Source organism: Roseateles sp. (genome assembly GCF_965229315.1).
In the GTDB taxonomy this organism is placed as follows: domain Bacteria; phylum Pseudomonadota; class Gammaproteobacteria; order Burkholderiales; family Burkholderiaceae_C; genus Pelomonas.
The window spans coordinates 1,979,023-2,001,632 of sequence record NZ_CBDDJA010000002.1 but is presented as its reverse complement, the minus strand read 5'-3'; the positions used below and the strand labels follow the sequence as shown (position 1 = coordinate 2,001,632).

General features: G+C 69.4%; 25 protein-coding genes. 11 read left to right on the top strand and 14 right to left on the bottom strand.

What is annotated here, in order from left to right:
- Positions 1-77 precede the first annotated feature (77 nt).
- A complete protein-coding gene (locus ACO07H_RS14045; RefSeq protein ID WP_422015147.1) occupies positions 78-1,133 on the top strand; it encodes a hypothetical protein in 1,056 nt (351 codons plus the stop codon).
- Between the two features lie 77 nt (positions 1,134-1,210).
- Here ACO07H_RS14045 and ACO07H_RS14040 read toward each other — a convergent pair whose 3' ends face one another.
- Both ACO07H_RS14040 and ACO07H_RS14035 read right to left on the bottom strand, forming a co-directional pair.
- Positions 1,211-1,525, bottom strand: coding sequence for a TonB family protein (locus ACO07H_RS14040; RefSeq protein ID WP_422015145.1), 315 nt, complete (start codon positions 1,523-1,525; stop codon positions 1,211-1,213).
- Between the two features lie 220 nt (positions 1,526-1,745).
- Positions 1,746-2,687, bottom strand: coding sequence for an inositol monophosphatase family protein (locus ACO07H_RS14035; RefSeq protein WP_422018641.1), 942 nt, complete (start codon positions 2,685-2,687; stop codon positions 1,746-1,748).
- 110 nt (positions 2,688-2,797) lie between these two features.
- Here ACO07H_RS14035 and ACO07H_RS14030 point away from each other — a divergent pair, with 110 nt between their 5' ends.
- From ACO07H_RS14030 to ACO07H_RS14020, 3 genes are all read left to right on the top strand, one after another.
- Complete coding sequence (locus ACO07H_RS14030) at positions 2,798-3,532, top strand: RNA methyltransferase (protein ID WP_422015143.1); 735 nt, start codon at positions 2,798-2,800, stop codon at positions 3,530-3,532.
- Between the two features lie 43 nt (positions 3,533-3,575).
- Positions 3,576-4,352: a serine O-acetyltransferase gene (gene cysE / locus ACO07H_RS14025; protein ID WP_422015141.1), complete on the top strand. Its 777-nt coding sequence runs from the start codon at positions 3,576-3,578 to the stop codon at positions 4,350-4,352.
- A 154-nt stretch (positions 4,353-4,506) separates the two neighbouring features.
- Entirely contained in the window at positions 4,507-7,728 is a 3,222-nt protein-coding gene (locus tag ACO07H_RS14020; RefSeq protein WP_422015139.1) for a ligand-binding sensor domain-containing diguanylate cyclase, read from the top strand.
- Here ACO07H_RS14020 and mog read toward each other — a convergent pair.
- Together mog and yjgA are read right to left on the bottom strand one after the other, a co-directional pair.
- Positions 7,691-8,275 carry a molybdopterin adenylyltransferase gene (gene mog / locus ACO07H_RS14015; RefSeq protein WP_422015137.1) on the bottom strand — a complete coding sequence of 195 codons (585 nt, stop codon included), beginning with the start codon at positions 8,273-8,275 and terminating at the stop codon, positions 7,691-7,693. The two genes, ACO07H_RS14020 and mog, sit on opposite strands and share 38 nt — an antisense overlap.
- Positions 8,268-8,807 (bottom strand): ribosome biogenesis factor YjgA, encoded by a 540-nt coding sequence (gene yjgA / locus ACO07H_RS14010; RefSeq protein WP_422015135.1) that lies wholly within the window; start codon positions 8,805-8,807, stop codon positions 8,268-8,270. Before yjgA ends, mog begins: the two co-directional genes overlap by 8 nt.
- A 166-nt stretch (positions 8,808-8,973) precedes the next feature.
- Here yjgA and pmbA point away from each other — a divergent pair, with 166 nt between their 5' ends.
- The 6 genes from pmbA to ACO07H_RS13980 all read left to right on the top strand — a co-directional run bounded on the left by pmbA (position 8,974) and on the right by ACO07H_RS13980 (position 14,848).
- Positions 8,974-10,341 carry a metalloprotease PmbA gene (gene pmbA / locus ACO07H_RS14005; protein ID WP_422015133.1) on the top strand — a complete coding sequence of 456 codons (1,368 nt, stop codon included), beginning with the start codon at positions 8,974-8,976 and terminating at the stop codon, positions 10,339-10,341.
- 46 nt (positions 10,342-10,387) lie between these two features.
- Positions 10,388-11,548, top strand: a complete 1,161-nt coding sequence (locus ACO07H_RS14000; protein ID WP_422015131.1) for an ABC transporter substrate-binding protein — start codon at positions 10,388-10,390, stop codon at positions 11,546-11,548.
- Positions 11,549-11,613: 65 nt separating this feature from the next.
- Entirely contained in the window at positions 11,614-12,495 is an 882-nt protein-coding gene (locus tag ACO07H_RS13995) for a branched-chain amino acid ABC transporter permease (protein WP_422015129.1), read from the top strand.
- Positions 12,496-12,498: 3 nt separating this feature from the next.
- Entirely contained in the window at positions 12,499-13,353 is an 855-nt protein-coding gene (locus ACO07H_RS13990; RefSeq protein WP_422015127.1) for a branched-chain amino acid ABC transporter permease, read from the top strand.
- A gap of 2 nt (positions 13,354-13,355) precedes the next feature.
- Positions 13,356-14,129, top strand: a complete 774-nt coding sequence (locus ACO07H_RS13985) for an ABC transporter ATP-binding protein (protein ID WP_422015125.1) — start codon at positions 13,356-13,358, stop codon at positions 14,127-14,129.
- Positions 14,126-14,848 carry an ABC transporter ATP-binding protein gene (locus ACO07H_RS13980; RefSeq protein WP_422015123.1) on the top strand — a complete coding sequence of 241 codons (723 nt, stop codon included), beginning with the start codon at positions 14,126-14,128 and terminating at the stop codon, positions 14,846-14,848. The genes ACO07H_RS13985 and ACO07H_RS13980 overlap by 4 nt, the downstream gene beginning before the upstream one ends.
- Before the next feature lie 19 nt (positions 14,849-14,867).
- Here ACO07H_RS13980 and ACO07H_RS13975 read toward each other — a convergent pair whose 3' ends face one another.
- The 4 genes from ACO07H_RS13975 to ACO07H_RS13960 all read right to left on the bottom strand — a co-directional run bounded on the left by ACO07H_RS13975 (position 14,868) and on the right by ACO07H_RS13960 (position 17,362).
- Positions 14,868-15,212 (bottom strand): TIGR01244 family sulfur transferase, encoded by a 345-nt coding sequence (locus ACO07H_RS13975; RefSeq protein ID WP_422015121.1) that lies wholly within the window; start codon positions 15,210-15,212, stop codon positions 14,868-14,870.
- A 9-nt stretch (positions 15,213-15,221) separates the two neighbouring features.
- On the bottom strand, positions 15,222-15,668 hold the full coding sequence (locus ACO07H_RS13970) for a GatB/YqeY domain-containing protein (RefSeq protein ID WP_422015119.1): 447 nt from the start codon (positions 15,666-15,668) through the stop codon (positions 15,222-15,224).
- A 98-nt stretch (positions 15,669-15,766) separates the two neighbouring features.
- Positions 15,767-15,979, bottom strand: coding sequence for a 30S ribosomal protein S21 (gene rpsU, locus ACO07H_RS13965; RefSeq protein WP_007833691.1), 213 nt, complete (start codon positions 15,977-15,979; stop codon positions 15,767-15,769).
- Positions 15,980-16,111: 132 nt separating this feature from the next.
- Positions 16,112-17,362, bottom strand: a complete 1,251-nt coding sequence (locus ACO07H_RS13960; protein ID WP_422015110.1) for an NAD(P)/FAD-dependent oxidoreductase — start codon at positions 17,360-17,362, stop codon at positions 16,112-16,114.
- A 215-nt stretch (positions 17,363-17,577) separates the two neighbouring features.
- Here ACO07H_RS13960 and ACO07H_RS13955 point away from each other — a divergent pair, with 215 nt between their 5' ends.
- Entirely contained in the window at positions 17,578-18,591 is a 1,014-nt protein-coding gene (locus ACO07H_RS13955) for a diguanylate cyclase (RefSeq protein ID WP_422015108.1), read from the top strand.
- Positions 18,592-18,598: 7 nt separating this feature from the next.
- Here the strand turns inward: ACO07H_RS13955 and ACO07H_RS13950 are convergent, their stop codons facing one another.
- From ACO07H_RS13950 to ACO07H_RS13925, 6 genes are all read right to left on the bottom strand, one after another.
- The gene (locus tag ACO07H_RS13950; RefSeq protein ID WP_422015106.1) at positions 18,599-19,057 is read right to left on the bottom strand and encodes an EVE domain-containing protein; all 459 of its coding nucleotides are present in this window, start codon (positions 19,055-19,057) and stop codon (positions 18,599-18,601) included.
- Positions 19,058-19,354: 297 nt separating this feature from the next.
- Positions 19,355-19,654 (bottom strand): cell division protein ZapA, encoded by a 300-nt coding sequence (locus ACO07H_RS13945; protein WP_422015104.1) that lies wholly within the window; start codon positions 19,652-19,654, stop codon positions 19,355-19,357.
- Entirely contained in the window at positions 19,651-19,860 is a 210-nt protein-coding gene (locus ACO07H_RS13940; RefSeq protein WP_422015102.1) for a DUF904 domain-containing protein, read from the bottom strand. The genes ACO07H_RS13945 and ACO07H_RS13940 overlap by 4 nt, the downstream gene beginning before the upstream one ends.
- A 13-nt stretch (positions 19,861-19,873) precedes the next feature.
- The gene (gene nth / locus ACO07H_RS13935) at positions 19,874-20,518 is read right to left on the bottom strand and encodes an endonuclease III (RefSeq protein WP_422015100.1); all 645 of its coding nucleotides are present in this window, start codon (positions 20,516-20,518) and stop codon (positions 19,874-19,876) included.
- A gap of 19 nt (positions 20,519-20,537) precedes the next feature.
- Positions 20,538-21,185 (bottom strand): electron transport complex subunit RsxB, encoded by a 648-nt coding sequence (rsxB, locus tag ACO07H_RS13930; protein ID WP_422015098.1) that lies wholly within the window; start codon positions 21,183-21,185, stop codon positions 20,538-20,540.
- Positions 21,182-22,501 (bottom strand): polyhydroxyalkanoate depolymerase, encoded by a 1,320-nt coding sequence (locus ACO07H_RS13925; protein ID WP_422015096.1) that lies wholly within the window; start codon positions 22,499-22,501, stop codon positions 21,182-21,184. Before ACO07H_RS13925 ends, rsxB begins: the two co-directional genes overlap by 4 nt.
- Positions 22,502-22,610: the final 109 nt, after the last annotated feature.

Genomic DNA, 22,610 nt, shown 5'->3' with positions numbered 1-22,610 from the left:
CAAAGCCCCCCGGCGGAGGGCTTCAGAATGCGCACCAGTTTAAGCGGGGTGCCCCAGTGCTCCGCCGGGAGAGCACGGTGAACAAGGTCTTGCGGGTCGGCGCGGCGCTGACGTTGGTGATGGGCTCGCGGGCCGGGCTGGCCGAGCCGTCGCTGTGCACGCGTCTGGCCGAAGAGGCGCGGCGTGCGCCGGCGAGCACCTGGTCCCGGCTCGATCCGCTGTTCGCCTGGGTTCGACCCGCTGCGGCCGCAGCGCCGTCCGCCATCGTCGACGCCGTGGCCCGCGATCCGCGCTGGCGCGAGGCCGTCGGCGCGCCCCATGACCGACCGCTCGACGTACGAAAACTAGCGGGCTTGCCGGTCTACATGGCGAGCGAGTACGGCGGCACGGCAAACTGCCAGACGCTGGTGCTGGTGGAAGCGCTGCCAGGCCGGGCTGCACGGGAGCTGCAGCCCCCTTTCACACTGGACGGCATGAACCTGTGCGTCACCGAATCGGCCCGCTTCGCCCAAGTGCTGGGACATCCGGCGTTGGTCGTGGGCGGGGCGCCGACGATGACCAGCCCGGACATCCGCTACCGCATCGCTGGCCGAAGCAGCCGTGCATGGACCGGGCTTTGCAGCATCGAGATCAGGCGGCAGACGACGCTGTCGCTGGGACAGCGCTTCTGCCTGCCTGGCGCGCAGGTCTGCGACAACGCGCAGCCGACAGCGCAGCGGCTGGCCGCGAGCTACGAAGACTCACGGGTCCGTGGCCAACCTCTCGATGTGCAGGCCTTCAACGGCGGGCGCCAACCGGACGCCGCCACGTTGGCGGTGTTCGGCAGGTTCGAATCGGCGACCCGCGCCGACAAGGTCTTCAACCCGCCCTTTCCCGTGTTCGGGGCCGACGAGCGGTGGCTCGATCCGATGTTGACCGTGTTTTCCAACGCCGATCCCCGCGTGCTGCCCGTGCTGGTACAGGGGCAGTGGTGGCTGGCCATCGTGGGTCGCTCGGGTGTGGGGTGGCGGGAGGGCGGCGCGCTGCTGGTGGCGCTGTTCAAGCCGCCCGGTGGGGCGGACGATGGCGTGGCGTCCTACCAGTTCCGCACCGGACCGGCCGGGTTGGCCGAGGTGATCGTCCGGGACGAGTGACGCCGGAAAAGCACAAGGCCCGCGCTGCGGGCCTTGTGGGGGGGCATCGCGGCCTGCAGGCCGGACGGCGCCTGGCTTCAGTCTTCCGACTTGAACACCAGCTTCACCTCATGCGTCTGCGGCGCGCCGGTGCCTTCGAACTTCCACTGGCTCAGCGCGTCGACGGCGGCGCGGTCGAAGACGCGCTTGGGTTCGGCTTCGACGATGTCCACGCCCGAGACCTTGCCGTCACCGGCGATGGCGATCTTGGCGCGCACGCTGCCGGCGGTGATGTTCTTCTTGACGGCTTCGCCGGGGTAGTCGGGGGCGACCTTCTTCAGGACCTTGGCATCGGCATGGGCCAGCGATGCGGCGGCGACGAGGGCGAGGGCGATGGCGGAGCGGGCGAACATCAGGGACTCTTTCAGGCTTGTTGAACAGGTCTTGCGGCGTGTGGCCGCGCTGCAGGACGCATTTTGGCCAGCCGCCCCCCTCAAGCCAGGGGGCAGGCCGTGCGCAAGTCACACCTTCCCGGCCCGTGGCATCCGCGATGGCGAAGGCCGCCAAATCCGTCACGCCCGAAAACGACAAAGCCCTCGCGAGGAGGGCTTCGAGGGCGAGCGCCGCGGGGGCTCAGAGCGGCGCGTCGCCACCCTCGTCGCGCTTGATGCGCACCGGCGCACGCTTCTTGGCAACAGGCGCGGCGGCCTCGGTCGCGGCCTCGGTCGCGGCCATGGGGGCAGCCGCCGCCGCCGGCTCTTCGTCCTTGATGACGCGGGTGTAGGGCGACAGGATGGTCACGAGCTGCGCGTAGATCTTGGGGTTGCCGGCCACGACTTCGCGCTGGTGCAGGTAGTCGGCTTCGCCGGTGAAGTTGCCGATCAGGCCGCCGGCCTCCGTGATGATGAGCGACCCGGCCGCCACGTCCCAGGGCTGCAGGCCGGTCTCGAAGAAGGCGTCGTAGTAGCCGGCGGCAACGTAGCAGAGGTCGAGGGCGGCCGCGCCCGGGCGGCGCAGGCCGGCGCAGTGCTGCATGACCTCCTCGAACATCTTCACGTAGCGCTTGAAGTTGTCGCCGCGGCGGAACGGGAAGCCCGTGCCGATCAGCGCGTCGCTCATGCGGGTGCGCTTGGACACGCGCAGGCGGCGGTCGTTCAGGAAGGCGCCGCGGCCCTTGCTGGCGTAGAACAGGTCGTTGCGGGTCGGGTCGTAGACGACGGCCTGCTGCACGACGCCGCGGTGCGTCAGCGCGATGGACACGCAGTACATCGGCAGGCCGTGGATGAAGTTGGTGGTGCCGTCCAGCGGATCGATGATCCAGACGTACTCGGAATGCTTGGCGCCGTGGGTGCGGCCCGACTCTTCGGCGAGGATGCCGTGGTCCGGATACGCGCCCAGCAGCGTCTCGATGATCACCCCTTCTGCGGCGTGGTCGACCTCGGTGACGAAGTCGTTCGGGCTCTTGGTGTTGATGCGCAGAGCTTCGAGGTCCAGCGACGCGCGGTTGATGAGGGCGCCAGCCGCACGCGCCGCCTTGATGGCGACATTGAGCATGGGATGGTGGGACGTTTGCAGCATGCGTAGCACTCGCTGGGAAGAAGGGGCGACAGAAGGAAAGAGCGGCGGGTCGTGGCGGACACGGCCCGGATAATCGCGCGATTCTAGCTCGACGCCAGTACAAACCCGTGGAATCCACACGCTTCGTTCTCATCCACACCAGCCATGCCGGCAACGTCGGCGCGACGGCGCGGGCGATGAAGGTGATGGGCTTTCGCGACCTGGTGCTCGTCGCGCCGCGCTTCCCCGATGTGCTCTGCCACGAGGAGGCCGTGGCCATGGCCAGCGGCGCGGCGGACATCCTGGCCCGCGCCCGCGTCGTGCCCACGCTGGCCGAGGCGCTGGACGGTGTGGACTTCGCCTGCGCCACGGCGATGACGCCGCGCGACTTCGGCCCGCCCACGCGCGAGCCGCGGGCGCTGTTCGCCGAGCTTGCCGCCCGCGAGGCCGCGCCGCGCCTGGCGCTGGTGTTCGGCTCCGAGCGCTACGGCATGAGCAACGACGACGTCTACCGCTGCCACGCCGTGCTCAGCATCCCGACCGATCCCGGCTACGGCTCGCTGAACCTGGCGCAAGCGGTGCAATTGCTGGCCTACGACCTGCGCCAGGCGCTGGGCGGCTTCGGCGTGCAACCGCGCACGCCCGACGTGCAGCTGGCCGACGCCCGCGCCGTGCAAGGGTTGCTGGAGCACCTGCAGGCGGCGCTGACCGACATCGGCTACCTCGACCCCGCGGCGCCCAGGAAGCTGATGCCGCGCCTGAACCAGCTCTTCAACCGCGCAGCGCTCACGACGGAGGAGGTGCACATCCTGCGCGGCGTGGCGCGCCAGATGAGCAAGACCGTCGGCCCGACGGGTTCTTGACCCCGCACCTACACTGCGCTGCCCTTTTCCCTGCGGCAGTTCCATGTTCCAGCGCCTGCGCGAAGACATCGCCCTCATCCTTGAACGCGACCCGGCTGCGCGGTCGGCGTGGGAGGTGCTGACCTGCTACCCGGGCCTGCATGCGCTCTGGCTGCACCGCCGCGCGCAGTGGTTCTGGATGAACGGCTTGCGGTGGCTGGGCCGCTGGGTGTCGCACTGGAACCGCTTCCTGACCGGCATCGAGATCCATCCCGGCGCCAAGATCGGCCGCAAGGTCTTCATCGACCACGGCATGGGCATCGTCATCGGCGAGATGGCCGAAGTCGGCGAAGGCTGCACCATCTACCAGGGCGTGACGCTGGGCGGCACCTCGCTCTTGAAGGGCGCCAAGCGGCACCCGACGCTGGGGCCGGGCGTCATCGTCGGCGCCAACGCCTGCGTGCTGGGCGGCTTCACGGTGGGAGCCGGCGCGCGCATCGGCTCCGGCGCGGTGGTGACGCGGCCCGTGCCGGCCGGGGCCACGGCGGTGGGCAACCCGGCCCGCATCATCGAGGCGGCCAGCGAGCAGGCGCGCGAGCAGGCGGCCGCCAGGATGGGCTTCTCGGCCTACGGCCTGACCCAGGGCGATGATCCGCTGGCCATGGCCATGCGCGGGCTCATCGACAGCGCCGCCGGCCACGACCACCAGATCGCGCTGCTGTGGGAGGCGATGTGCAAGCTGTCCGCGCAGACGGGCCATCCCTCGGGCGACTGCGTGCCGGCGGACGCCCAGCGTGCCGAGGCGTTCGACGCCGCGGAGATGAACCGGCTCGTGAAATAGGGGCGCCTGCGCGGCGTTGAGGTGCCGCGCAACGGCCATGGGCATGCCGCAGAATCGCCGCTTCAGGGCCGGTGGCCCGCTGTGTCGACCTGCTTTGCTGCTGCGCGAGTTCCGAACGACGCTTTTCCACGGTTGGCGATTCGCGCTGGGCCTGATGCTTGGCGCGGTCCTGGCCCACCCGGCCGAGGCAGCGCCCGAGGGTCAACGCTGGTCCAAGCTCGCGGACATCGCCTTCCAGCACGTCACGCAGGACCAGGGCCTGCCCAATGCGATCGCCACGGCCATCGCCGAGGACGGCCAGGGCTTCCTGTGGGTGGGCAGCCTGGGCGGGCTGTCGCGCTGGGACGGCTACCGCTTCCGCGTCTACCAGGCGGACCCGCAGCGGCCCGGCGCGCTCCCGGACAACTACGTGCAGACGCTGCACGGCGATGCCCGCGGGCGCCTGTGGGTGGGCACCAGCGCGGCCGGCCTGCTGCGCCATGACCCGGCGACGGACCGCTTCGTCGCCTATCCGTGCGGCGGCGAGCGGGGCTTGAGCCACGTCAGCGTGCGCCAGATCGCCGACGATGGCGACGGCGGCCTGTGGGTCGTCACGGACGCCGGGCTGGACCGCCTGGACCCCGCCACCGGCCACGTCGAGCACGCCAGCCGGTCCGGCGCCTGGGCCGCCGCGGCCGGGCCGCAGGTGCGCGTGGTCATGCGCGACCGGCGCGGCGCGGTGTGGCTGGGCAGCACGGCGGGCCTTTTCAGGCGCGAGCCGGGCTCGGCCGCGCTGACGCCCGTGCCACTGCAGGCGGGCAGCACCGCGCAGCCGGAAATGCTGACCCAGGACCAGGCCGGCCGCATCTGGGTGGGCACGCTGCACGACGGCGTCTTCGTGCTGGGCGACGACGGCGCCGCGCCGGCCAGGGCCGTGCGCGAGGCCGCGACGCCGGACGGGCAGGACCTGCTGCGCACCAGCCAGATCGCCAGCCTGCTGGAGATCCAGCCGGGCGAGATGTGGATCGCGACGCTGGGTCAGGGCCTGGTGTCGGTGGACCTGGACCGCGGCGATACGCGCCGCATCCGCCATGTGCCCGCCTGGCCCATGAGCCTGGCGGACAACGCGCTGCGCAAGATCTACCGCGACCGCGCCGGCCTCGTCTGGGTGGCGTCCAGCCGCGGTGTGAGCCGCTACGACCCGCGCCAGACCGCCGTGCTGACGCGCTTCGGCGCCGGCCCCGACGTTGGCGATGCGATGGACGCCAGCTTCGTCAGCACCGAGATCAGCTGGGTGCAGCCGATGCCGGACGGCCGGCTGTGGCTGGGCACGCACAAGAGCGGCATCGACATCCTGGACGCCGCCGGCACGCGCGTCGCGGTGATGAAGCCCGACGCGACGCGGCCGGAGACGGCGCTGCCGCAGGACATCGTGCTGGCGATGGCCCGCGCGCCGGACGGCGACTACTTCATCGGCACCAAGCGCGGTCTGTACCGGGCGGACGCGGCGGGGCGGCGCGTGGCGCGCGTCAAGCTCCAGGGCCGCGACCCGGCAGCGTCGGTTTGGGCATTGCTGGCCGATGGGCCGACGTTGTGGATCGGCGGCCAGGCCGACGGGCTGTGGCGCATGGACGTCGCCAGTGGCCGCGCCGAGCCGGTGAAGCTGGCCGCGCCCGGCCTGAGCGACGAGCGCGTGACCGTGCTCGCCCCGGCGCCCGGCCGTGGCCTGTGGGTCGGCACCCGCAACGGGCTCAACCGGGTCGATGTCGCCAGCGGCGCCGTCACGCAATTCCCTGCCGGGCCGCAGCAGGCCGGGCGTTTGTCGGCGGGCTTCATCACGGCCTTGCTGACCGACGACGCCGGCCGGCTGTGGGTGGGCAGCTACGGCGGCGGCGTCGACATCCTGCCGGTGCCGGGTCGCGAGGCGGACGCACCGCAGCGCCTGGGCATGGCGCAGGGGCTGCCCGACGGCACGGTCAACGCGTTGCTGCAGGACCTGCAAGGCCAGGTCTGGGCCAGCACTGACAACGGCCTGGCCCGCATCGACCCGCAGCAGTTGACCGTGCGTGCGCTGCGTCGGGCCGAGGGCGTCGTCTTTCCGACCTACTGGACGGCCGCGGCGGCCCGCACCGAGCGTGGCGAACTGCTGTTCGGTGGCGCCGGCGGCATGACCGTCGTGCGGCCGGAGAAGCTGCAGGACTGGAACTACCGGCCGCGCGTGCTCGTCACCGACATCAAGCAGGGCGGCCGGCCGTTGCCGCCCGGCAGCGCCGCGCTGACGGTGCTGCCCGACGCCAACAGCCTGGCCGTCGAGTTCTCGTCGACCGACTTCTCGGCGCCGGAACGCAACCGCTATGCGCACAAGCTGGAAGGCTTCGATGCCGACTGGGTGTCTGCGGACGCGGCACACCGGCTGGCGGCCTACACCAACCTGCCGCCAGGCGACTACCGGCTGCTGCTGCGCGCCTCCAACCGCGACGGCGCCTGGGGCGAAGGCGAGCTGGCATTGCCCATCCGCGTGCTGCCGGCCTGGCACCAGACGTGGTGGTTCCGTGCTGGCCTGGTGCTAGCCCTGGCTGGGCTCACGTTCGCCGCGGTGGGCCTGCGCACGCGCATGTTCAAGGCGCGCCAGCATGAGCTCGAACGCAAGGTGCGCGCGCGCACGGTGGAGCTGGAGGCGCTGCACCGCGCGCTGGAGGAAAAGTCGGCCCAGCTCGAGATGAGCAGCGTGACCGACCCGCTGACCGGCCTGCACAACCGCCGCTTCCTGGCCGAGCACATCGAGCAGGACCTGGCCGCCAGCCAGCGCCGCGCGCAGGAGGTGCGGGCGGCCGGCTCCCAGCCGCTGGACACGGACAGCGTCTTCCTGCTGCTGGACATCGACGCCTTCAAGCGCGTCAACGACTACTACGGCCATGCGGCCGGAGACGCGGTGCTGACGCAGTTCGGCGCCCGGTTGCGCGCGGTGCTGCGGGAGTCGGACTACCTGGTGCGCTGGGGTGGCGAGGAGTTCCTGGCCGTGGCGCGCGACACGGACCGGGTCCGCGCCGAGGAACTGGCCGAGCGCATGCGCACGGCCATCGCCGCCACGCCGTTCGTGCTGGATGACGGCAGCCCGCTGAACGTGACCTGCTCCATCGGCTTCGCCTGCATGCCCTACGAGCCCGGGCGGCCATCGGGAAAGACCTGGCAACAGGTCGTCAACCTGGCCGACCAGGCGCTGTACGCCGCCAAGCACTCGGGGCGCAACGCCTGGGTGGGGCTGCAGTCCGGCGGCGATGAGCAGGGGCCGCGCATCAGCAGCAACCAGCCGCTGGACCGGGTGAAGGCCGCGCTGGCGGCGATGGCGCCGGCCGGGCTCAGGCCGCCGACGGACGCCGCGCGCTCTTGGGCCTGAAGGCCTGGCAGACCTCGTCGCGCGTCTCGAGGTAGGGCCCGCCGATCAGGTCGATGCAGTAGGGCACGGCCGCGAAGATGCCGCTGGCCTGCTCATGGCCTGCCAGCGTCTCGGCAATGGCCTTGGGCTGGCCGGGCAGGTTGATGATGAGCGCCCGGCCGCGGATGACCGCCACCTGGCGCGACAGGATGGCCGTCGGCACGAAGTGCAGCGAGATCTGGCGCATCTGCTCGCCGAAGCCTGGCATCTCGCGGTCGGCGATGGCCAGCGTGGCCTCGGGGGTCACGTCGCGCGGCGCGGGCCCCGTGCCGCCGGTGGTCAGCACCAGGTCGCAGCGTTCGTCGTCGACCAGTTCGACCAGCGCGGCCGAGATGCCGGCCTGCTCGTCGGGGATCAGGCGCGGCACGAACTCGATGGGATTCAGCAGCGCGCCGGTCAGCCAGTCTTTCAGGGCGGGCAGTCCCTTGTCCTCGTAGACGCCGCTGGATGCGCGGTCGCTGACCGAGACGATGCCAATGCGTACAAGTTCAGGAACCGGATCACTCATCGGCATCAGCGGCGGGCTCAGACGCCTTGATGAACTGGAACAGTTCGCGGAACGCCCGGCCGCTGCGCTTCTCGGGCTCGTTCGCCGCGTCCTTGCGCGCGGCGCGCACGAGGTTGCGCAGCTGCTGGATGTCGACGTCCACGTGCTCGTTGATGAACTCCTGCAGCGCCGCATCGTTGGCCAGCAGTTGCTCGCGCCAGCGCTCGGACTGGTGCAGCCGCAGGCTGTCCTGCGCATGGCCCAGCTTGAACGCGGCGACCGCCTCGCGGATGGGCTCCGGGTCGATCTTGCGCATCAGCTTGCCGATGTACTGCATCTGGCGGCGCTTGCCCTCGAAGTTGGTGATCTTCTTCGCATGGCGCAGCGCGTCGTACAGGATCTCGGGCAGCGCCAGCGGCTCCCAGCGGCTTTCCGGCAGGTTCAGCAGGTCTTCGCCGAGCCCCTGCAGCGCGGTCATGTCGCGCTTGAGCTGGCTCTTGCTGGGACGGTCGAAGCCGTCGTCGTCATCGAATTCGGGGGTGTTTTCTTGCATCTTGTGTGCCCGTGGTGGAGCGCAAAGCCAGGGAGGTGCCTTGCCTGTCGCGGGCTGCGGCCATGGAGGGGCCGGGGAAGCCGTACGGGGTGGTCCAAGTTCTTCGGGTCCTATGATTGTCGCCCACCTCGATTTCCAGGCGCCGGCCCCCGTGGCGTCTCAGTTCATGTCCCAAGCCCAAGAAGGTTTCGCCTACAGCCCCGCGCAGTTCCAGCAGTGGATCGAGGACGCCCTGGCCGAGGCGAAGAAGCTCGGCGCCACCGACGCCGGCGCCGAAGTGTCCGAGGGCTGCGGCCTGTCGGTGTCGGCCCGGCTGGGCCAACTGGAGAACGTCGAGCGCAACCGCGACAAGTCGCTGGGCATCTCGGTCTACGTCGGCCAGCGCCGCGGCAATGCCAGCACGTCGGACTTCTCGCCGCAGGCCATCCGCGACACCGCACGCGCCGCCTACGACATCGCCCGGTTCACGGCCGAGGACGAGTTCGCGGGCCTGCCCGACGAGGCCGACCTGGCGCTGGATGCATCGCTGCGGCCCGAGCTGGACCTCTTCCACCCCTGGGCCATCGACGCCGCGCAGGCGGCCGACATCGCCCTGCGCTGCGAGGCCGCGGCGCTGGCGGTGGACAAGCGCATCACCAACAGCGAAGGCGCGGCCGTGTCGGCCCAGCAGTCGCATTTCTGGATGGGCAACACGCGCGGCTTTCGCGGCGGCTATGCCAGCTCGCGCCATTCGCTGTCGGTCGCGCCCATTGCCGGCCGCGGTGCCGGCATGCAGCGCGACGCCTGGTACAGCTCCATGCGCGACGCGGCCGAACTGGCCTCGGCCGAGGCCGTGGGCCGCTACGCGTCGGAACGGGCGCTGTCGCGGCTGAAGGCGCGCAAGGTCGCCACGGCCGAGGTGCCGGTGTTGTTCGAAAGCACGGTGGCCATCGGCCTGCTGGGCGCGCTGGTGCAGGCCACCAGCGGCGGCGCGTTATACCGGCGCACGACCTTCCTGCTCGACAGCCTCGGCAAATCCGTCATGGCGCCGCACATCGACATCAGCGAGGACCCGCATGTGCCCAAGGGCAAGGGCAGCTCGCCGTTCGACGACGAAGGCGTCGTCACGCGGGCCCGCCAGGTCGTGCAGGGCGGCATGCTGCAGGGCTACTTCCTGTCCAGCTACTCGGCCCGCAAGCTGGGCATGAAGACCACCGGCCATGCCGGCGGCTCGCACAACCTGCGCATGACCAGCCGCGCCACCGCGCCCGGCGACGACCTCGCGACGATGATCCGCCGCCTCGGCCGCGGCCTGCTGGTCACCGAGCTGATGGGGCAGGGTGTCAACTACGTGACGGGCGACTACTCGCGCGGCGCCAGCGGCTACTGGGTCGAGAACGGCGAGATCGCCTACCCGGTGCATGAAGTGACCATTGCCGGCAACCTGAGGGACATGCTGCAGAACATCGTCGGCATCGGGTCCGACGAGTACACGATGGGCACCAAGACGGTGGGCTCCCTCCTGGTCACGGGCATGAAGCTGGCCGGCAACTGACTATCATCAAAAACCGACCCCGCCCACAACAACAGGAGACCCGCAGATGATCACTCGCACCCTCAGGCCGTTGGCCGTTGCCGCATTTGCCGCACTCGCAGCGCTGGCTGGCGCGGCGCAGGCCGCCGACATCAAGCTCGGTGTCGCCGAGGCCTTGTCGGGCGGTGCGGCGCAGTATGGCCAGAGCATCCGCGCCGGGTTCCAACTCGCGGCCGACGAGATCAACGCCGCCGGTGGCATCAACGGCAACAAGCTGGTGCTGGTGGTCGAAGACGAGCAGGGCAAGAAGGAGGAGGCGATCAACGCCTTCAAGAAGCTGATCTTCCAGGACAAGGTGCTGATGCTCTTCGGCCCCACGCTGTCCAACTCCGCGCAGGCGGCCGACCCGATCGCGCAGGCTGCCAAGACGGTGGTGTTCGGCACGTCCAACACGGCGGACGGCATCACGTCCATCGGCGACCATGTGTTCCGCAACTCGGTGACCGAGGCCGACGTGCTGCCGGTCACCATCGCCACCGCGGCCAAGAAGCTCGGTATCAAGAAGGTCGCCGTGCTGTACGGCAACGACGACGTCTTCACCAAGAGCGGCTACGACAACTTCAAGAAGGCGCTGGAGGCGCAGAAGATCGCCGTCACGACGACCGAGACCTTCGCCAAGGGCGACGTCGACTTCAAGGCCCAGCTCACCAAGATCAAGGCCAGCGCGCCGGACGCGCTGGTGCTGTCCGCGCTGATCGCGGAGGGCGCGCCCATCATGGTGCAGGCCCGCCAGCTCGGCCTGAACGTGCCCGTCATCGGCGGCAACGGCATGAACTCGGTCAAGGTGTTCGAGCTGGCCAAGGGCGCGTCCGACGGCCTGTGGATCGGCTCGCCCTGGTCCATCGAGAACCAGACCAAGGAGAACGGCGCGTTCATCGTCGCCTACACCAAGCAGCACAAGTCGGCGCCCGACCAGTTCGCAGCGCAGGCCTATGACGCGATGTACATCACCGCGCAGGCGCTGAAGAAGGTCAAGCTCAGCGGCGACCTCGCCAAGGACCGCGCTGCGCTGCGCGAGGCGTTGCCGGCCGTGAAGTGGACCGGCGCGACCGGCGGCTTCGCGTTCCGCCGTGCCGTCGACAAGGGCGGCAAGCCTGCGGGCTACGACGCCGACCAGACCGCCATCGTCAGCGTCACCAAGGGCGGCCGCTACGCCATCGAGAAGTAAGGCGCCTTCGCCGCAGCGGCCCGCGGCTTGCGTCGCGGGCCTTGTCTTTTGTCCGGGTCTCCGTCGTGCTTGAACAGCAACTCTTCAACGCCCTCTCGCTGGGCAGCGTCTATGCGCTGTTCGCGCTCGGCTTCACGCTGGTGTTCGGCGTGCTCGGCGTCGTCAACCTGTCGCATGGGGCCGTCTTCATGGTCGGCGCCTACGCGGCGCTGCAGGCCGTCCTCAAGCTGAACGTGCCGCTGGCCGGTGCGCTGGCCGTGGCCTTTCTCGCGTCGGGGCTGCTGGGCCTCGTCATCGACCTGCTGGTGCTGCGGCCGCTGCGCGCGCGCAATGCGCCGCACCTGATCCCGATGATCGCCACCATCGGCCTGGCCATCGCGATCAACAGCCTGGCGCAGGGGCTGTTCGGTGCGGAGAACCTGCGCTTCCCGGCCGAGGTGCTGCCGCACGACACGCTGAACCTCGCCGGCCTGCACGTGACCGTGCTGGAGCTGGGCATCATCGCGCTGTCCTTCGCGTTGATGGCGGTGCTGCTGCTGGTGCTGCGCGGCACGCAGCTGGGCCGCGCGCTGCGGGCCATCGCCGAAAGTCCCAAGGCGGCGGCGCTGCTGGGCATCAACGTGGGCGGCTTGTTCATGCTGACCAGCTTCTTCGCCGCCGGTCTGGGCGGCGTGGCGGGCGTGCTGATCGGGCTGTACTCCAACGCGCTGTTCCCGCTGATGGGCCAGCCCATCCTGCACAAGGGCATCGCCGTCATCATCCTGGGCGGCATGGGCGACATCCGCGGCGCGATGCTGGCGGGGCTGTTCCTGGGCTTCGCCGAGGTGCTGTCGGTGGCCTACATCGGCTCGACCATGCGCGACGCGGTCGGTTTCGGCCTGCTGTTCGCCGTGCTGCTGCTGCGGCCCAAGGGGCTGTTCGGCACCACGAACGAGCGCAAGGTCTGAGCGATGGAAGCGTTCGACAACTTCTGGGCCGTCTACAGCAACCTGGTGCTGACGCTGGGCACTAACTCGCTGCTGGCGCTGTCCATCTACCTGACGCTGTCCTGCGGCATGCTGGCCATGGCGAACGCCGCCTTCATGGGCATCGGTGCCTACGCCGCGGCGCTGCTGACGATGAACGCCGGTGCGCCGTTCGCGGTCGCGCTGGCCGGCGGCATGGCCGCGCCGGCGCTGGTGGCGCTGGTGATGGGCGGCCCGACGCTGCGGCTGTCCGGCGTCTATCTCGCGATGGCCACGCTGGCCTTCGGCGAGGTGGTGCGCATCTTCATCCTGAACACCGAGGACTGGACCGGTGGCGCGCTGGGGCTGAACGGCATCCCGCCGTCGACCGAGTGGTGGCATGTGCTGCTGGCGCTGGGGCTGGCCTGCGGGGTGCTCGCGCTGCTGCGCCGCTCCAAGGTCGGCCGCGCGTTCGAGGCCATCAAGCTGGACGAGACCGCGGCCGGCCTGATGGGCATCAACGTCAACGCGCACAAGATGCTGGCCTTCGTGCTGGGCGCGATGCTGGCCGGCCTGGCCGGCGCGCTGAACGCGCACCTGACCTTCTTCATCGGCCCCAACGAGTACGGCTTCGACCGCGGCGTCGAGATCCTGACCATGACCATCCTCGGCGGCATCAATGGCCTGATGGGCCCGATCTCCGGCGCCGTCATCCTGACGCTGCTGCCCGAACTGCTGCGCGGCCTGACGGACTTCCGCAACGTCTTCAACGGGCTCATCCTGGTGGTGATCGTGCTGTTCCTGCCGCGCGGCTTGTGGGACCCGCAACGCGTGCGCGCCTTGCTGGGCCGGAGGCGCTGAGCATGCTGAAGCTGCAATCCGTCTCGCGTCATTTCGGCGGCCTCAAAGTGCTGCAGGGCGTCAGCTTCGACGTGCCGGCCGGCGGCATCTTCGGCTTGATCGGGCCGAACGGCGCCGGCAAGACCACCGTGGTCAACCTCATCACCGGCCTGCTGCCGCCGACGTCGGGCGACATTCTGTTCGACGGCGCGAGCCTGGTCGGCCGCAAGCCGCACCGCATCACCGCGAGCGGCGTGGCGCGCACCTTCCAGAACATCCGCGTGTTCAAGGAAATGACGCTGCTGGAGAACGTCATCGTCGGCATGCACGGCCGGCTGGCCTACGGCCCGGCCGGGCTGCTGCTGCGCCTGCCCAGCTTCCGTGCGGCCGAGCGCGCCGCGCGAGAGCGGGCGCGCGAGTTACTGTCGTGGATGAAGCTGGACCACAAGGCCGACGACATCGCCGACAACCTCAGCTACGGCGAGCAGCGCAAGCTGGAGCTGGCCCGCGCGCTGGCCACCGAGCCGAAACTGCTGCTGCTGGACGAGCCGGTGGCCGGCATGAACGGCGCCGAGAAGGCCGAGTTGATGGGCGAGATCCGCAACATCCAGGCGCGCGGCTACACCGTCTTCATGATCGAGCACGACATGCATTTCGTCATGGGCCTGTGCGAGCAGATCGCCGTGCTGAACTTTGGCCGCATCATTGCGCAGGGCAGCCCGGCGCAGGTGCGCAACGATCCGCAGGTCATCGAGGCCTACCTGGGGCGCGACGACGACGAAGAGGTGGCGGCATGAGTGCGCAACCGCTGTTGAGCGTGCGCGGGCTGGCCGTCGCCTACGGTCACGTCCAGGCGCTGCGCGGCATCGACCTGGAGCTGGAAGCCGGGCAGATCACGACACTGGTCGGCGCCAACGGTGCCGGCAAGTCGACGACGCTGATGGCGCTGTCGGGACTGGTGAAGAAGGCCGCGGGCCGTGTGCAGTTCGATGGCCAGGACATCACCAGCGCGGCGCCGCACCGCATCGTGGCCAGCGGCCTGGTGCAGGTGGCCGAAGGCCGTGCCACGCTGACGACGCTGACCGTGCGCGAGAACCTGGAGCTGGGTGCCTACACGCGTCGCGACGGCGCCGCCGAACGGGCGCGCAGCATCGACCACATCTACAGCTTGTTCCCCAGGCTGGCCGAGCGCGCGACGCAGCTGGCCGGCAGCCTGTCGGGCGGCGAGCAGCAGATGCTGGCCATCGGCCGCGCGCTGATGGCCAAGCCGCGGCTGCTGCTGCTGGACGAACCGTCCATGGGCCTGGCGCCCCTCATCGTGCAGGACATCTTCCGCACGCTGCAGCGCATCAACGCGGAAGGGCTGACGATCTTCCTCGTCGAGCAGAACGTGAAGCAGGCGCTGAAGCTGGCACAGCGCGCCTACGTGCTGGAGAACGGCCGCATCGCCCTGCAGGGCAGTGGCCGGGAACTGCTGGGCGACCCGCGCGTGCAGGCCGCGTACCTGGGTCACTGAGGCCCGGGCCCGCGGGCGATCAGCCCAGCTGCTGCGCCTGCAGGTACAGCCGCGTGGATCGCGCACCCGAGCGGCAGAACACCAGAAGCGGGCGCGGCAGCGTCTCCAGCAGCACGGCGAACGCTTCGACCTCCTCGGGTGACTGGTAGCCGCCTGCGACAGGCAGGTGGCGGTATTCCAGCCCCGCCGCGACGGCCGCCGCCTCGATGTCGGCCGAGGTCGGCTGGTCGGGGCCGTGCTCGAAATCCGGCCGGTTGTTGACGACGCTGCGAAATCCCATCGCAGCCACTTCGGCCATGGCGGCGGGCAGCAGTTGCGGTGATGCGCAGATGTCGGGCGCCAGTGCTTGCAGGGGCAGGCTCATTGCGATTCCTTACTTCGTCAGCGCGGCCTTGACCGCAGCGGAAACCGTGCTCATCTCGGCCACGCCGCCCAGCTGCGCCTTGGCGGCGGCCATGACCTTGCCCATGTCGGCAGGACCGCTGGCGCCCAGCTCGGCCACGATTGCTGCGACCTTCTCGGCCACCGCCTCGGCCGACAGGCGCTCTGGCAGGTAGGCCTGCAGCACGGCCAGCTCGGCGGTTTCCTTGGCGACCAGATCGTCACGGCCGGCGGCGGCGAACTGGCTGATGGAATCCTTGCGCTGCTTGATCAGCTTGTCGACGATGGCGACCAGGGCGGTATCGTCCACGACGATGCGCTCGTCCACTTCCTTCTGCTTCACGGCGGCCAGCAGGCCACGGATGGTCAGCAGCCGGTCGGCTTCCTTGGCGCGCATCGCGGCCTTCATGTCATCGGTGATGCGGTCTTTCAGGCTCATGGGGACATCCGGTTCAAAAGACAAAAACCCGCGACAGCGTCCTGTGGCGGGTTTCAGGGTCACGCCGGAGGGAGGGCTCCGGGTCGCGTCAGGAACGATCAGTACAGCTTCTTGGGCAGCTGCATGCTGCGCACGCGCTTGTAGTGGCGCTTGACGGCGGCTGCCTTCTTGCGCTTGCGCTCAGCGGTGGGCTTCTCATAGAACTCGCGGGCGCGCAGATCAGTCAGCAGGCCCAGCTTTTCGATGGTGCGCTTGAAGCGACGCAGTGCGACGTCGAACGGCTCGTTTTCCTTGACGCGGATGGTGGTCATGTATTTCCTTGATTGCGCTCGGTGTTCGCGGCTGAGGCTCAGCAGCAGGTTCCGGATGACTGCGTCGCCTGGGATAGGCAAGCGAATCGACGCGCGGGTTTGCCAGCAAAGCCGAGGATTGTAGCGGGGAAATCAACGACTTGCCAAGATTCGATCAAGCGGGCTTTGAGGCCTGGCCGGGGCGGCCGCCATGGCCTGTGCGCAGGCGGCTGCGCTGGCCCAGGCCCACTGGAAGTTGTAGCCCCCCAGCCACCCGGTCACGTCGACCACCTCGCCGATGAAATGCAGTCCCGGCACGCGTTTGCTCTCCAGGCTTTGAGAGCTCAACTCCTTGGTGCTGACGCCGCCGCGCATGACCTCCGCCTTGCGCCAGCCCTCGTCGCCGCTGGGCATCAGCTGCCACTCGTGCACGCTGCGGCCCAGGCCTTGCAGATCGGCATCGCGGCATTCGGCCAGCGGGCGGGTGGCGTCCAGGCCGGCGCGATCGAGCCATGCGGCGGCCAGCCGTTGCGGCAGACGGGCCGCGAGCTCGTTGCCCAGCTGGCGGCGCGACGCCGACTTGGCTTCGACCAGGTCCTTGTCCAATTGAAGCTCGGGCGCCAGGTCGATCTGCAAGGCTTGGCCGTCCTTGCGGTAGCTGGAGATCTGCAGGATGGCGGGGCCGCTGAGGCCGCGGTGCGTGAACAGCAGGTCCTCCAGAAAGCGCATGCGCGCCTTGCCGCTGCCGCAGCTCACCTGCACCGGCAGCGACAGCCCGGCCAGCGCCGCGAACGGGGCCCAGTCGTCCGCCGTGAATGTCAGCGGCACCAGGGCCGGGCGCGGCTCGACGATGGCATGGCCGAAGCGCGCCGCCAGGCGCAGTCCCCAGTCGCTGGCGCCGATCTTGGGCACCGGCAGGCCACCCGTTGCCACGACGACGCGCGGCGTACGCACCGCGCCCTGGCTGGTGTCCAGTTCGAAGCCGCCTTCGGGCAGCGCGCGCACGTCGGCAACGGTACAGGGCTGCCAGCGTGTCACGCCCCCCGTCTCGCACTCCGCGACCAGCATGCGGATGATCTGCTCGCTGGAGTCGTCGCAGAACAGCTGGCCCTTGTGTTTCTCGTGGAAGGCGATGCCGTGACGCTGCACCAGCTTGATGAAGTCCTGCGGCGTGTAGCGCGCCAGCGCCGAGCGACAGAACGCCGGGTTCTCGGACAGGAAATTCGCCGGGCCGGCCTCCCGGTTGGTGAAATTGCAACGTCCGCCACCCGAAATGCGGATCTTTTCAGCCAGGCGTGGTGCATGGTCGACGAGCAGCACCCTCAACCCGCGCTGCCCGGCCAGCCCGGCACAGAACAGGCCTGCCGCGCCCGCGCCCACCACCACCGCATCGAATCCCTGCATGACCTCCCCCTGAATCGGGTCGCATTGTCGGGGGTGAGCGAGGCGAAACTCGTTACGATTCGGGCCGTGGTGCTGGGCGGGTCTTCTAGGGGGGAGTCCCGGTTCGTGGGGTAGACCGCCCTTGCTGCTGCCGGTTTGCCCCCACTACATTCCTCGACACCCGCGACGCAAAGCGGCCTCCTGCCGCGAGCGCCTGATCGCATCAAGACGATTCCATGGACATGACTGCCGACACGACCGCGATGCAGCCGCCACCCGGCAGCTTGGCGCATTGGCTGGCGGGTCATGCCGATCTGGGCGGCGAGGCCTTGGCGGGCCTCGTGGCGCTGATCGAGCCGCTCGGCAGCCAGGCGGCGATCAAGTCGGCCGTCAACGGCCGCTATGTGTTCGCGACCACCGGGCTGGCGCAGATGTTCGAGCGCGAGCAGGTCGTCGGCCACACCGATGCGGAGTTGCTCAAGCCCGACGAGACCACGGCATTGCGCCGTGTCGAGCAGACGGTTATGGCGCAACGCCACCCGGTCGTCAGCGAGCACAAGCTGGAGATCAACGGCCGTCGGCGCGAGTTCAGCGTGACGCGCATGACCGTGGGCCAGGACTTCCTGCTCGCCGTCTGGCACGAGCGCACCGAGGAGCGCCATCGCGAGTCGCACCTGCAGCGTGCGCTGGCGCAGATCGAGCAGCAGCAGGTGGCCCTTGAGCAGATCCGCCGCGAGCTGCAGCAGGGCTCGGGCCGCGACGATGTCTCGGGCCTGTACATGCGGCCGCAGTTCGACGATCAACTGCTGCGCGAGATCGACCTGTCTTCTCGCGAACATCGCGAGTTCGCGCTCGTCGTCATCGCGCTGGACGCGTCGCCAGCCGTCACGGCGCTGGGCGAAGCTGCCCAGCAGCGCCTGCTCGAAGGCATGGGGCGCATGTTGCGGGCCAACACGCGTGCGATGGACTCGGCCTGCCGCATCGGGCCGCATCGCTTCGCGGTGCTGCTGTCCGGCGTGGGCCTGGCGACGGCGCATGCGCGCATGGAGCAGTTGCGCCGCCAGTGCGTCGCGCAGATCGTCGTACTCAACGGTGAGGATCTGGGCCTGTCGATCTCGATGGGCGTCTCCAGTTTCCCGCACACCGCCTCGCGCCAGGATGAACTGACCGCCGCCAGCGAAGCCGCCGTGCACGAGGCGCAGCGCCGCGGCGGCAACCAGGTGGTGCTGGCGTCGATCGCCTTCGGTTGACCCGCGCTCAGGCGGCGCGCAACCGCTTCAGTACCGCCCGCCACTCGTCCGGCGTGACCGGCGTGATGGACAGACGGCTGCCGCGCTCCAGCACGCGCATGGAGGCGAGTTCAGGCGCCTCGCGCATGGCCTTCAGGCTCAGCAGGGGCGTCGTCTCGCGCCAGCGCACGTCCACGTGCACCCAGCGTGGCGTGTCGCGCTTGGACTTGGGGTCGAAGTAGGGGCTGGCCGGATCGAACTGCGTCGCGTCCGGGTAGGGCGCGCTGCTGACTTCGGCGAGGCCTGCGATGCCGGGTTCCGGGCAGGACGAGTGATAGAACAGCACGCCGTCGCCGAGCTGCATGTCGTCACGCATGAAGTTGCGCGCCTGGTAGTTGCGCACGCCGGTCCAGGGCAGGGTGCCGGCGCGTTCCAGGTCGAGGATGGAGGCCTCGTCGGGTTCTGATTTCATCAGCCAGTAGTTCATCGGCCGATGCTACCCAACGGGCAACGCAGAAAAGGGTGTCCACCGCAATCCTGGGGGCCGAGATCCTGAACACCCAGGGGTAATCAGGTGGGCGAGGTCAGCCGGACTTCGGGTTCATCTGACGCGAGACGATCACGCCCGTCCGGCATGTTCCAAGCCCTTGCTCATAGAGCATCGGATGAAGGAAATAAAGCCCCGGGGAAAGCGATGGACGGGGTGAATTCTACGACTCAAGCAGGTCGCCCTGCGCGGTGGCGGGCCTTGCGCCTTGGCGGGGCACCGGCCGCGGCGGTGCTGTCAGATCAACTGGCCATCGTGGCCGAGCGCATCGTCCAGGCGCTTGACGAGCGCGTCCAGTTCCGGCGACGCGATGGGTCCCGCCACCACCGTGCTGGGCGCCGTGCCGGCGAGCTGGTAGGCCAGGTTCAGCGCGGCCAGCACGGCGATGCGTTCGCGTGCCTTGACCTTGCCCGCGTCACGGATGGTGCTCATCTCGCGGTCCACCTGCGCCACGGCCGAGGTCAGCGCGGCTTCACCGCCTTCGGGGCAGCCGAGCAGGTAGCTCTGGCCCATGATGGTCACTTCCATCTGCTTCATGCGTCGTCCCTTGGCGCTTCGCCAGGCAGCCTCTCCAGCAGCGCGTCGACGCGCGCGCGGGCCGCGTTCAGGCGCGAGCGCAGGCTGTCGCGCTCCTGGGTGATGGCGGTGAGCTGCACCTGCAGCAGCAGGTTGGTGCGCAGGATTTCGTCGTGGCGAAGGAGCAGGCGCTCCACGCGGTCGGTCAGATCGGTCAGGCTGGCCATGGATGGGCTCGGGTCAGGCGGAGACGGATTTTAGTTGGCGGCCGTGGTCGCACGTGTCGATGACGGCGCAGACGCTGCAAAGCGGCTTGCGCGCCTGGCAGACGTAGCGGCCGTGCAGGATCAGCCAGTGGTGCGCATCCACCCTGTACGCAGCCGGTATGCGCTGGAGCAGCCCCAGCTCGACGGCCAGCGGCGTCTTGCCCGGCGCCAGGCCCGTGCGGTTGCTGACGCGGAAGATGTGGGTGTCCACCGCCATCGTCGGCTCGCCGAAGGCGACGTTGAGCACCACGTTGGCCGTCTTGCGGCCCACGCCGGGCAGTGCCTCCAGCGCCTCGCGCGAGCGCGGCACCTCGCCGCCGTGCAAGGCGATGAGCATGCGGCAGGTCTGCAGCAGGTGTTTGGCCTTGCTGCGGAACAGGCCGATGGTCTTGATGTGGGATTCCAGCCCCTCATGGCCGAGCGCGAGGATCTGTGCCGGCGTGTTGGCGACGGCGAACAGCCGCCGAGTGGCCTTGTTGACGCCCACGTCGGTGGCCTGCGCGGACAGCAGCACGGCCGTCAGCAACTCGAAGACGCTGGAGAACTCCAGCTCGGTCTGCGGCGCCGGGTTGGCGGCTTTCAGCGTGGCGAAGAAACGTTCGACTTGGGCACCGTTCATGCAGGCATTGTCCGCCGCCTTATGGCGAGCGCCTGGCGCGAGCGCGCGCCAGCGCGGCTTCGATGGCGGCGCGCTTGCGGTCCAGCTGGACCGGGTCGGTGATGGCCGAGGCCGCCGGCAGGTCGGCCAGCTTGGCCTCGGCCTTGGTCATCAGGCGCGCCTCGTTCTCTTCGGCTTCGCGGTGCCGACGGAACTGCCTGAACTGGTAGCGCTCGCGGGCTTCGTCGGCCTGCGGCTGGCTCCATGCGGCCCAGCCGGTGGTGGTGGTGACCTCGGGCAGGGTGATGCAGTCCACCGGGCAGGCCGGCACGCACAGCTCGCAGCCGGTGCACTGTGCGGCGACGACGACGTGCATGGCCTTGGGCGCGCCGACGATGCAGTCCGCCGGGCAGGCCTTGATGCACAGCGTGCAGCCGATGCACCAGGCTTCGTCGATGACGGCGACGCCGCGTGTCGCTTCGATGCCGTTGGCCGGGTTCAGCGGCAGGGCCGGGCGCCCCGTGATGGCCGCGAGGCGGGCGACGCCCTCGGCACCCCCGGGGGGGCACTGGTTGATGTCGGCTTCAGCTGCGGCGATGGCTTCGGCGTAGCTGCGGCAGTCCGTATAGCCGCAGCGGGTGCACTGAGTCTGCGGCAGCGCCGCGTCGATGCGCTCGGCGAGAGTCACGCTTTCCGGGCTGCGCGCTTGGCTGCCGGCGCGCGCTTGGCCGGCACGGGCGCAGGGGCCTTGTTCAGCGGCTTGGCGTCGTATTTGGCAATGAAGGCGAGCACTTCCGGGTAGACGTGGTCGCGCCAGCGGCGGCCCGAGAAGATGCCGTAGTGGCCGGCGCCCTTGGCTTCGTAGTGGTACTTGTGCTGTCCGGGCACGTTCGCGCACAGGTCGAGGGCGGCCTGGGTCTGGCCGGCGCCGGAAATGTCGTCGAGTTCGCCTTCGATGGTCAGCACGGCGGTGGTCTTGATGTCCTGCGGCCGCACCAGCGCACCATCGACCTGCCAGGTGCCGTTGACCAGCGCGAAGTCCTGGAACACGGTCTTGATGGTGTCGAGGTAGTACTCGGCCGGCATGTCCAGCACGGCGTTGTACTCGTCGTAGAACTTGCGGTGCGACTCGGCGCTGTCGTCGTCGCCGCGCACCAGGTCCAGGAAGTAGTCGTAGTGGGAGGTCAGGTGGCGGTCCGGGTTCATCGCGACGAAGCCGGTGTGCTGCAGGAAGCCCGGGTAGACCGCGCGGCCGGCGCCTGGGAAGTTGGTCGGCACGCGGTAGATGACGTTGGTCTCGAACCAGCTGTAGCTGCGGTTCATCGCCAGGTTGTTGACGGCGGTCGGGCTCTTGCGGGCGTCAATGGGGCCGCCCATCATGGTCATGCTGCGCGGCGTGGCCTCGCCGGCGCTGGCCATCAGCGAGATGGCGGCCAGCACGGGCACCGTCGGCTGGCAGACGGAGATGACGTGGCTGTCCGCGCCGCCCGCGTGGCGGATGAACTCCTGCACGTAATGGATGTAGTCGTCCAGGTGGAAGGGGCCGACGTCCAGCGGCACCATGCGCGCGTCGGTCCAGTCGGTGATGTAGACCTTGTGGTCCTTGAGCAGTTGCTTGACCGTGTCGCGCAGCAGCGTGGCGTGGTGACCCGACAGCGGCGCCACGACCAGCACCGTGGGCTGATCCTTCATCTTGGCCAGCACCGCCGGGTCGTCCGTGTAGCGCTTGAAGCGCAACAGGCGGCAGAAGGGCTTTTCCAGCGCCACCAGCTCCTGCACGGCGACGTCCACGCCATCGACCTCGACGGACTTGATCTCGAACTCGGGTTTTTCGTAGTCCTTCGCCAGCCGGTGCATCAGATCCAGGCCGGCCGACATGCGCTGCGCCATCGGCGTGTGCGCCAAGGGCGACAGCGGATGGCTGTAAAGCTTGGCCGATGCGGCGGCGAATTCCGAGAAGGGACTCATCAGCGCGCGCTGGGTTTCGAAGAGCTGATACAGCATTGCCGGCCTTGAACGAGGGGACTGGGAACGCCAATGGTGCCAGAAAACGCTTTCGCGGTTGTGCGCTGCAACATCGGATCGGCGCCCTAAAGCGCCAATCCTGCGCACT